This window comes from Nostoc sp. (assembly GCF_036917615.1).
In the GTDB taxonomy this organism is placed as follows: Bacteria; Cyanobacteriota; Cyanobacteriia; order Cyanobacteriales; family Nostocaceae; genus Nostoc.
On sequence record NZ_JBALCZ010000003.1, the window covers coordinates 1 to 10,367 of the forward strand.

Consider the following 10,367-nt stretch of genomic DNA (forward strand, 5'->3'; position numbering starts at 1 on the left):
TGACAGTAATCTGCTGTCGGGCTGGATTAGCTATTTACGGACTGGTTACCGTGATTTACTAATCAACGAATCGCACGTATTGTCCAAACTGAATCTGGGTTAAGCCGAGAATGAATTTGAGATAACATCAAAGGTGGTATGAACTCTGTTGAGAGCATCAACTTTCGGCGAATTTTTGTGCGATCCGAAACATTAACGGCAACTTGAGAACTTAAATTACTCTAAAAATCGATTCAGGTAGGAATAAAGTAATGGCAAATATCATTGGAACTCAAGGTAACGATACCCTAGTGGGCACTGATAGCACAGATACAATTAATGGTAAAGCCGGGAACGATACCATTACAACTAGTTATGGCAATGACACCCTGACTGGTGGCGGCGGCAACGATATCTTTGTTTACAACTCCGGCGACGGCACTGTTACTATTACTGATTTCGGTGGCGTAGGTAAGGCTATAAACCCAACAGCAGCAGTTATTGCCGAAGTCGATACCATCAAATTTAATGCCAATAACAATGCCGCCTCTAATTTTACTGCCCGAGGTCTGGTGCTGACTCCAAGCTCAAAAAAACAATTTGAATCGTGCTAGCTGATTTTCAATGGTTCCTGTGAGAATTTTATTCAGTTCTGTGGTGTCTTGGAATTGCAAAATTTGCTGTGTGGGTAAGTCGAAGGGAAATTGCCCTTCAAAGTCTGGGCGTTGCATTTGCGCTAATAGAATCTGTTCAGACCGCTTACTTTGAATAGCATAGCCAATCTCAATACAGACATTCGGGCTGGGAATTAGTTGAGGGGTTTCTTTACCATCAATACTAGCAATAGGCGTGGTATCAGCTATAAATAACAAACTCTTACGGATTTTTCGCATGATGGTGCGGTTAATTCGTACAGTAGCATCACTAGGACGAGAGGATTCTACTAATGTTAGAGGAAAGCGCGATCGCAAGTTTAAACTGTCCAAACTTTTTTGCAGTTCTTCTCTTAGAACATTCGTCGCTGCGGCATACTCAGTTTGATAGGATAAAAAAATCGTTGGTTCTAACTGAGCCAACACCGCCTGCTTGGTGAAATAAATTTCATGACTAATTAAGTCAATGTTAGCTACGCAATAGCCACCACTACCTTCAATATAAAATTCAATATTTTCCCCTTCCAGATAGCGCCCAAACCAAGTTGATTTGTTAACTTCGTCACTTTCTTCCAAAAAGTCTGCTCGCAATGCTGATTTCAGCAGGCTTTTTTTGCTTAAGCGAATATCTGGCGGACGTTTTTCTAGTTCTGGAATCGGCTCGTAATCCTGTAGATACCACGCTCTGAGCGCAATAATTGACATAAGGCGCTATTTCAACTCTTTCTCGCTATTCAACTTCGTATAATCTTACACCCACAGGAGTCCCTATTTCAGACTTATCTTTAAACACAACAACACCCAATCCTCTACTCGCTGAACTATCTCCTCTCCTTGTTTATCCTAGCCAGGGATGTACTAACTTTCATCGCTTCTGTAAACAACTAATGAAAATCAGTTACAGCGCCCCCTAATCTTCCATATTTGAGGAAATAGCAGTTTTCGCGTTGGGTGTTGCTGTGTTTTGACGAGACAGATGTAAGTTAAACAGCGTCTTTTACCTCTTACTACATTCCTAATGCAGCTGTTATATCTGCCAGGGAAGCATATTTAGTGGCTTCAACTATTAGATTATCATTTGAGGATGGGAGGGATTTTTTTTGCAACGAAACTTTACTTGTGAAGTATTTTTAATTCAAGTCAATATACTGCACGCCCTGGATAGCTTCTAAATCTTTTCTTTAGTCTGTTGCTAAAAATTTTATCATCAACCTTTTGGATGAATTGAGTAATTGCTGATTCAATTTTTAAGTTTTTAAACTAACATTTTGTAATCTTCTGAAAATCAGGTAAAAAATCGATTTGCCTGGTATTGGTGTCAAGTTCAGCCACAACCCTTTTAAAATCTTGCTCGCAGTGGTTGGTTTGGGCATTGGTCATTTGTTATTCTTCCCTGCCCCCCTACTCCTTTAGCTTTGGTTAACTATTTTGCTTGGCTGGAAGCTTGATAGGAATCTCAATCCAGAATTCTGTACCTTTGCCAGGTTCTGAAATGCATTCCATTATTCCACCATGTTTTTCGACAATAATCTGATAGCTGATTGCTAGTCCCAGTCCTGTACCCTTGCCCACAGGTTTGGTAGTGTAAAACGGGTCAAAAATTCGCTTTTTCACCTCTTCAGTCATTCCAGGCCCATTGTCACCAATACGAATCAATAGACGAGAGCTGTCTGCTGAGATTTTAGTAGAAATGTGGATAGTGGGCATTGAGCATTGGGGAGCCAGTGCCTTGCCCAGAGTTGTTGGAGCGGAGGTTTCCGACGCTGGCGGACTCGTTGGCGCAGTCTCTTCTCTACCTTGGGCTGCGCTATCGGCTCCAAACTTCGGGAGGTTCCCAGAGTTGAAGCAACTAGCGTCATTGGGGAGCCAGTGCGTTGCGGAGGTTCCCTCCGTTAAAGCAACTGGCGTCATTGGGCATGGGTTATTCTCCTTGTCCCTCTTGTCCCCCTTGTCCCTAGTCTCCAGTTCCCAGCTCCCAGTCCCCATTTCCAGGGCATCTATGGCATTGCTGAGAATATTCATGAATACCTGATTCATTTGACCGGCATAGCATTCCACCTGTGGTATATTGCCATAGTCTTTGATTACCTCAATGCCTGGAAATTCAGCATTTGCTTTCAGCCGATGTTGCAAAATTAATAAGGTGTTCTCAATGCCTTCATGCAGGTCAACGCGCTTGTTTTCAGCCTCATCCAAGCGAGAAAAATTGCGTAACGACAGCACTATTGAGCGGATGCGCTCGGTTCCTACTTGCATTGAGGTCATGATTTTTGGGAGGTCTTCTACCAAAAATTCAAAATCGATCGCTTTGATCGCGGCGTGAATTTCACTATGGGGATGGGGATAGTATAGCTGGTAGAGACGTAAAATTTCTAGCAGTTGTTCGGTATAGTCACTGGCGTGGCACAGGTTACCGTAGATAAAACTAACCGGGTTGTTGATTTCGTGGGCAACACCCGCCACCAACTGTCCTAAGCCGGACATTTTTTCGGTCTGAATCAATTTTGTCTGTGTTTCTTGAAGTTCATGTAGGGTATGCTTTAACTGTGCAGCTTGATTTCTGGCTTCAGTTTCGGCATTACAGGTTTGTTCGTACAGTTGTGCTTGTTGAATGGCGATCGCCGCCTGATCTCCTAACTGTTGCAATAAATCAATTTCTGCATCCTGCCAATCTTTAGGAGCTTTGCACTCATGGGCAATTAGTAAGCCCCATAGTTCCATACCTATATTAATTGGAACTATTAAGTTTGCTTGCACTTGCAGACTCTGCAAAAACTCGCGATGACAATCACTTAAAGAAGCCGTTGAAACGTTTTCAATTGCCCTTATTCTGCCCTGACAGTATAGACGAGTATACTCATCAGGAAAGCATTCCGGTGGTGCATTCACTCCCAAAACTGACTGCCAATTGCCATTAATTTCTTCCACAATCACTGATTTATTCTTCAGTTGGAAAATCACCACTCGGTCTGAATTTAGCAGGGGACGGACTTCCCGAACGATAGTTTGCAGGGTTGTCTGCAAGTCCAATGTGCGGCGAATATGCTCTGTGACTTGCTTGAGTAGTTTGGTAAGCAGTAATGATTTTTGGAGTTCAGCAGTTTGCTCTTGCACCCGCAGTTCTAGGTTGGCATTGAGGGATTGTACCTGTTTGTACATATGCTGCTGCTGAATTGCCATTGAGAAATGCTCGTATAAGGCTTGCGCCAATAAGATTTCTTCCGGTTTCCACTCAGCTGCTTGCCCCTTTTTTTGCTCTCGCCAAGCCTCAAAGGAAAGCTGGGGTAACAGTTGTCGCCGATTTTGATCACATCGTCCCGCCCACAAAATTTCCGTTTCAAATTCAGAGCGAAAAATGCTTAATACACCAAGAAATTTTTCGCGGTAATGTAGGGGAATCACCATGAGTCCACGAATTTGAGTAGAACGGAACGCTAAAGCCAAAACTCGCAAACGTGGTTCTTTGTAGAGGTCAACCGTTGCCCAAATATTACCTTGTTTACACTCAGCCATCCACTTTTGCCAGATGGGATGCTGTTCGATAATACTGTTATCTAACTCGTAAGGCAGTGTCGGTTGGTGGCCCCAGGTGTATAGTTCCCGACTCTGTTCAATGTAAAGCCTGCCACCTACTCCACCGAAGGCAGTAATAACTTCTTCTAGCGCTCCTTGCAATTGGATTGTCGGCAGTTTATGCAATAGTGTAGTAACTCGGTTAATAGTAGCTTCTCGCTCTTGCTTGGCGCGGGCTGCGGTGAGTAGATTACTTTGAGCGATCGCACTCCCTACCTGGTCAACAACTTGCTGCAATACTTTCAATTCCCGCTTCAAAATCTTTCGCGGTTCACTGTGGTGACATACCAACAATCCCCACAATTTCGGCTTTGCCGATTGTTCTTGTGGGTCGGAATCTAAAATTGGCACTATCAACGAAGACTGCACACCCATTGCGTTTAGGTATAGAAGATGGCACGGGTCTACCTGCCGATAGTAGATATTAGTTTGTAGGCGTTTGCCAGTTTCTTTTGACTGTAGAGGCGATAGCCCGATCTTCTGGTTTACCACATCCACAATCGAACGTTGCTGCGTTAACAGAAACATCTCCCTAGCTTCCTGTGGAATATCATCAGCTGGGAAGCGTTGCCCCAATAAGGATGGCAGACGTTGCTCATAGATAGATTCAGCAATGACTTCACCACTATCATCAGCATCAAAGCGATATATTTTTACCCGATCTACACCCAAAAATAAACGCACTTGGCTAACGGTAGTCGTTAATATCTCTTGGAGGTCGAGCGATCGCCTGATATGTTTTATCATCCGGTGCAGTAAACTTCCTTGGTCTAAGCTTGGCTGCAACTCGTTTAGTTTTTCGGTAAATGTCATTGTCTATATACACTCTGACTGAAGTATAATTTTTTTTATAATTGTCCCTGATGAGAATTTTCAACTTCCAATGCCTTGATTTTCATCCCATTTCACAAAATTCTTACTACAAATGCGTTGCTAGGGGCGTACATTTGTTGCAAATATTTTTGGAAATGGGATTAAAGGATATTTAATAAGTATCAGATATTTTGCTTGATTCCTCTAGCTTTATAAAGTTTATTTAGGAGAATCTCGAACCGTTTGACATATCACAAAATACTTTCCAAACATCCTCTCAAGTCTAAAGTTGAGAAAATCCTAATCAGAGACACTCATTAATTTTATATTCTCAATCATCAAACTATTTCAGTAATCTCACCTAAATTAATGCCTTGATAATTGCTTGGAAAGAAAAATATTTTTTGCCATTTTTGCCCATTAATTCAATTAATTAAGATTTTTTCAAATAAATAACTAAATTATTGGCAATTTATTCCCAGATTTTTAGCTGGGGAATTTTACTATTCTCCGTATAATTGCTGATTTTATGTTTAATGTAAGTAGGATGAGCAAATTATTCGTAAATTACTGTTAAAGATAGTAAATTACGGATTTCTTCACGTACACTCATGAGAGTTTTACCGAGATGATTTTGACCTGCTTTATTAGCACCACAGCCCCAAAAAGAATCGGTTGGGGAGTTTTCAACCAAAATCTCATCGCCTGTCCTCAGGAGAACTTCTCTAATATCAGTATGAGTGAGAAACTTTTTGAGTACAGCTTCTCGCATAATTTGAGTTTTGACCAAATCCCAGTCTCGACGGAATTGGCGAGTGCTACATCTTCCCAAAGCGGCAGCTTCTTCTGGGGTGGCGGCGGCATGGATGAGGGGTATAATTACCGCATCTGTGCTGCCGACAAACTTTTGCGCTTGATAATAATGCTCAACTGTTGGCCAGTAAGTACCCTGGATGTGGATTTCGTGAAGAGAAAAGTTAGAAAAACAGCCATAAGGCTGCCAAACCTTATAAAAGTAAATGGTCATTTGAAAATTGCTCTTTTATATATCAACTTTAGGGTAGCTGAAAGTTTTAGATTTCAAAACCATTCATTTGTATGAAGGGTTAATAACAGACCTGATATTCAATCACGGGTTTACTATTGACACCCAGGAATGACTCAAAGGGGTAAATTTTGGTCAACAGACGAATCGATTGCACTCCCAACCCAAAACCGAACTTATCAAACAGATTTTATCTCGGTTTATATCACTAAGGATTCTTTCCAACGACTTATAAAAATTCTCAAATTTCTACCGAGCGATCGCTCAATTCTGTAACTTCATTGGTAAGGTGAGGGTGAATGCTGTTTGACCAAAAGATGTCTGATCAAGGGTGAGGTCGCCATGATGTGCCCTGGCAATTTCACGGGCTAGGCTGAGTCCCAGTCCGATTCCTTCTATCTTGCGGGTTCGCGCCGGATCACCGCGATAGAAGCGGTCAAAAATGCGTTCAAGATCGCTCAGTGGAATATCTTTGGATGCATTGGCAATGGTGACGTGGAGAGTTGTTGGAGTTTGATGAGTGCGAATCTGTATCCAGCCGTTGGGGAGATTGTATTTGATGGCATTACTAAACAGGTTTTGCAAAACTTGAATCAGAAGATCGCGATCGCCCAGTAAGCGCAGCCCATCAGTGAAGTCAGTTTGCACACTCAAGTGGGGAGCTAGCATTTCCACATCTTCTAGCATCTCCATGAGCAACTCAGACATATCCACCTCAACCAGGTACAAGCTCATTTTTCCGGCATCTGCCAGAGATAGCAGCAAGAGTTTCCGCATAATTCCACTCAGGCGGCGCACCTCATCCAATAGGTTGCTTAAGCGCTGTTGCACTTCACTTCCAGGATCAACCTGTTGCAATGTTCGTTCCAGTTCGCCTTGCAAAATAGTCAGTGGGGTTTTCAGTTCATGAGCGGCATCACCACTAAAGCGGGAAGCTTGGGTAAAACTGCGTTCCAAGCGTTCCAGCATTTGGTTAAATACTTGAATCAGCAGGGCAAATTCAACATCAGTTGTCCCAATCGGAATCCGCTGATCTAACCCTTTGACAGTCACCTGTTGAATGACGCCCGTTAATTCCCGGATGGGACGCAAAGCACCACCAGAAACCAACCATGCCCCGACTGCAACCAGCAGGAGCGCTCCTGGAATTGAAACCAGGAAGATATTGCGAATGGTAGCCATCTCTTGATTGACGACTTGTAGGCTAACGGCAATGGCAACCCGAACATTGGGAAAGTTAGCTGCCCCAATCCGCCAAGCTGTTATTGGCGTCTGCTCAGTGACAAATTGAGGTGGGCGGGGACGAAGAAAGGGTGGCGGCTCGAAGGATGGATTTGTATTGGAGGGTAAAGGTGGTGGTTGTCTGTTGGGGGGCGGTGGCAGAGGTGTCAACTGGAGACGGTTAAGCAGCAGACGATTCACCTCAAGGTCGGCAGGTAGGGAGTTGGATTGATAAAGTATGTTGCCGTTTGTATCAAGCACCAGTATGGCAATGGGGGTTTTTGTATTGGTTCCGAAGGCATAGGATAATGAGTCTTCGTAAAACTGCCATCGTGAGGGTCGGCTTCCTTTGCTCAGAACTTCTCTTCTCAGAGACGCTGTGGGAACGGGAGGTTCCCCCGGTGGAGGCAAGTTCGGAGTTGCCCGCATCAATTGATTTAATAGTTCTGCATCAAAGCGGTTAATCTTAGCATTGTAAATTTGAAACCAGGAAACTGCGCCAAATCCGACTAATGTGCTTCCAGCTAGAGCCGCAGACAATAGGGCAATCCGGAGTCGAAACGAAGGGAGTTTCATCAGCAAGGGTCTGGCTTGCGAAATCGGTATCCAACCCCTCGAATGCTTTCAATCCAGACTGCTTGATCAATGGGGTCAATCTTTTTCCGAATTCGCTGGATACAAACATCCACGACGTTGGTGTTGGGGTTAAAGTCATAGCCCCAAACGTGTTCCAGAATTTGGGTACGGGTGAAGACTCGTCCGGGAGAGCGCATGAGATACTCCAGAAGATTAAACTCGCGGCTGGTGAGTTCTATCGCCTGGTGATTGCAAGTGACTTCCCTAGTGATGCGATCGAGTTTGAGGGGCCCAACGCAAAGCAGATTTTGGCGCTCGCTCACACTCCGGCGCACAACGGCATGAATTCGAGCCGCTAACTCTTCCACAAAAAACGGTTTAGCGATATAGTCATCGGCTCCCAAATTTAGTCCTTCCAAGCGATCGTCTAGTTCATTCCGAGCCGTCAACAAAATCACCGGAGCATTCCGACCTTGCCGTCGCAAGAGTTTCAGAATCGATAGTCCATCCTTTCCCGGCACCATAATGTCGAGTACAATCACATCATATTCGTTGTCTAATGCCCGCAGATATCCTTGATCACCGTTGTCGCAGTAGTCTACAACAAATCCCTGCTCCTTGAGTCCAGCCCGGACAAAGTTAGCAATTTTCGCTTCATCTTCGACAAACAGAATGTTCACAAGCATTTATTACTTCACATATTGTTCCATTTTAAATTCATTATTTTTTTGTTTAAATTACAAAACTGTAATTTAAAAAATAAACAAGCTGTAATTTTGAGGTGGCTCAATTAGAAATATCAACACCTTACCTTTTGAAGATTGATTTTTATGAATATTCGTCGAGTGTTAACCGTAGCAGCGATTCCTTTTGTGATTGGTACATTTGGATTCATTGCGCCCAATCAGGCAAATGCTGCTAATCCATCTCATCGGAACGCACAGATTTCACAACAGCCCCAAAGACCGCAGAATGAATCGCAAAGACCTGATGACAAACCACAGGTCAAGCATCGGCGACCACGCCCACAGCAGAAAAAACGTCCTCCCCAACCTCAGAATCAGGGCGCAGGTCAAAATCGGATCGGACACAATAACCGTTAATTGAAGCGCCCTTGGATTTCGCCTCGCCAAATAGACATCTGGTGAAAATTAATTATGCGTTCACTCAAACCCTTGTAGAGACGCGAAATTTCCCGTCTCTACATTCTTTTCTGGAGATGTCTAATTACTGCGATCGCAATTAATTAAAAAGCAGGGTGGACTGTGATCATGAACAACAAAAATCGCCAATTAGGTCTGATTTTTAGTCGAAGAGATGTACTTGCTCTATTTAGGGCAGCCGGAACGGCAATACTTGTGGTTGGATGCATACCAAGAAAGTCTAGTTCTACCCAGGCAAAGTCGAGTGTAGCCGTCCCCAGATCATCTGCGGCCAATTCTGCGACCTTACCTGCCTGTGTCCTTAGTCCAGAACAGACCGAAGGCCCTTATTTTGTGGATGAGAAGCTCAACCGCTCCGATATCCGTTCCGATCCGGTGGATGGTTCGGTGAAAGACGGTGTGCCACTTTATCTGACACTGCAAGTTTCTCAAATTGGCAGTACTGGCTGTACACCACTTGCAGGTGCGATCGTAGATGTTTGGCACTGTGACGCACTGGGTGTCTATTCGGATGTGACAGACCAAAGTTTTAGTACCGTCGGCCAAAAGTTCTTGCGCGGCTATCAAGTAAGCAATGCGAATGGAACTGTCCAGTTCACAACCATTTACCCTGGTTGGTATCAAGGCAGAACCGTCCATATCCACTTTAAGGTTCGCACGGATGGGACATCAGGGCAGCCTTATGAGTTTACGTCGCAGCTATATTTTGATGACTCGATCACTGATCAGGTACATACGCAGACACTCTATGCCAGCAAGGGACAGCGCACGCAGAAGAATGCTGATGACGGAATTTTTCAAGGTGATGGCGATCAAATGCTGCTCAAGCTCACCAAGAATGGACAAGGTTACGCAGCAACTTTTGATATCGGGCTGAGGATTACGTGATTTTAGTAGAAGACTTAGGGCTTAAATGACAAAAATTACACAACTGTAATTCAGAAGCAGGGCGAAGTGTAATTTTGGGTTAGTTGAATCAGAAATGTAAACAATCTATCTTTTGGATGTTGATAATGAATATTCGTCGATTACTAGTCGTGACAGCAATTCCTGTTTTGCTAGGCACATTTGGTTTTATTTCACTCAACCAAGCAAATGCCGCTAATCAATTCCATCAAATTGCACAGGCGCAACTACCGCCCAACCAACCACCGGAAGGACAGCCGCGTCCGCCTCGACCTGATTTTAAGGCGGCGGCGGCAAAGTTAGGAGTTACAGAAGCACAGTTAAAGGCTGCCTTAGGAGTCCGTGCCAATCCTCCAAATCCAGGCGATCGCAATCAGCGTCCACCTCGACCTGATTTTAAGGCGGCGGCGGCAAAGTTAGGAGTTACAGAAGCACAGT

8 protein-coding genes and 1 pseudogene are annotated in these 10,367 nt (G+C 44.0%); 4 read left to right on the top strand and 5 right to left on the bottom strand.

The window, feature by feature from the left end:
- Positions 1 to 251 precede the first annotated feature (251 nt).
- On the top strand, positions 252 to 593 hold the full coding sequence (locus V7K85_RS00115; protein ID WP_334810636.1) for a hypothetical protein: 342 nt from the start codon (positions 252 to 254) through the stop codon (positions 591 to 593).
- Here the strand turns inward: V7K85_RS00115 and V7K85_RS00120 are convergent.
- From V7K85_RS00120 to V7K85_RS00140, 5 genes are all read right to left on the bottom strand, one after another.
- Positions 567 to 1,337, bottom strand: coding sequence for a hypothetical protein (locus tag V7K85_RS00120; RefSeq protein ID WP_334810637.1), 771 nt, complete (start codon positions 1,335 to 1,337; stop codon positions 567 to 569). The two genes, V7K85_RS00115 and V7K85_RS00120, sit on opposite strands and share 27 nt — an antisense overlap.
- 714 nt (positions 1,338 to 2,051) lie before the next feature.
- On the bottom strand, positions 2,052 to 5,018 hold the full coding sequence (locus tag V7K85_RS00125; RefSeq protein WP_334810638.1) for a GAF domain-containing sensor histidine kinase: 2,967 nt from the start codon (positions 5,016 to 5,018) through the stop codon (positions 2,052 to 2,054).
- Positions 5,019 to 5,574: 556 nt separating this feature from the next.
- Entirely contained in the window at positions 5,575 to 6,045 is a 471-nt protein-coding gene (locus V7K85_RS00130; protein WP_334810639.1) for an N-glycosidase, read from the bottom strand.
- 282 nt (positions 6,046 to 6,327) lie between these two features.
- Positions 6,328 to 7,860 carry an ATP-binding protein gene (locus V7K85_RS00135; protein WP_334810640.1) on the bottom strand — a complete coding sequence of 511 codons (1,533 nt, stop codon included), beginning with the start codon at positions 7,858 to 7,860 and terminating at the stop codon, positions 6,328 to 6,330.
- Entirely contained in the window at positions 7,860 to 8,540 is a 681-nt protein-coding gene (locus tag V7K85_RS00140; RefSeq protein ID WP_334810643.1) for a response regulator transcription factor, read from the bottom strand. Before V7K85_RS00140 ends, V7K85_RS00135 begins: the two co-directional genes overlap by 1 nt.
- A gap of 150 nt (positions 8,541 to 8,690) precedes the next feature.
- Here V7K85_RS00140 and V7K85_RS00145 point away from each other — a divergent pair, with 150 nt between their 5' ends.
- From V7K85_RS00145 to V7K85_RS00155, 3 genes and pseudogenes are all read left to right on the top strand, one after another.
- Positions 8,691 to 8,963 carry a hypothetical protein gene (locus V7K85_RS00145; protein ID WP_334810641.1) on the top strand — a complete coding sequence of 91 codons (273 nt, stop codon included), beginning with the start codon at positions 8,691 to 8,693 and terminating at the stop codon, positions 8,961 to 8,963.
- A gap of 168 nt (positions 8,964 to 9,131) precedes the next feature.
- Positions 9,132 to 9,911: an intradiol ring-cleavage dioxygenase gene (locus tag V7K85_RS00150; RefSeq protein WP_334810642.1), complete on the top strand. Its 780-nt coding sequence runs from the start codon at positions 9,132 to 9,134 to the stop codon at positions 9,909 to 9,911.
- 125 nt (positions 9,912 to 10,036) lie between these two features.
- Positions 10,037 to 10,367, top strand: a pseudogene (locus V7K85_RS00155) (hypothetical protein); the annotation flags it as partial.

Coding starts and splice junctions, on each gene's coding strand:
- V7K85_RS00135 (WP_334810640.1), bottom strand. CDS start 7,860: ATGAAACTCCCTTCGTTTCGACTCCGGATTGCCCTATTGTCTGCGGCT.
- V7K85_RS00145 (WP_334810641.1), top strand. CDS start 8,691: ATGAATATTCGTCGAGTGTTAACCGTAGCAGCGATTCCTTTTGTGATT.
- V7K85_RS00125 (WP_334810638.1), bottom strand. CDS start 5,018: ATGACATTTACCGAAAAACTAAACGAGTTGCAGCCAAGCTTAGACCAA.
- V7K85_RS00130 (WP_334810639.1), bottom strand. CDS start 6,045: ATGACCATTTACTTTTATAAGGTTTGGCAGCCTTATGGCTGTTTTTCT.
- V7K85_RS00150 (WP_334810642.1), top strand. CDS start 9,132: ATGAACAACAAAAATCGCCAATTAGGTCTGATTTTTAGTCGAAGAGAT.
- V7K85_RS00120 (WP_334810637.1), bottom strand. CDS start 1,337: ATGTCAATTATTGCGCTCAGAGCGTGGTATCTACAGGATTACGAGCCG.
- V7K85_RS00115 (WP_334810636.1), top strand. CDS start 252: ATGGCAAATATCATTGGAACTCAAGGTAACGATACCCTAGTGGGCACT.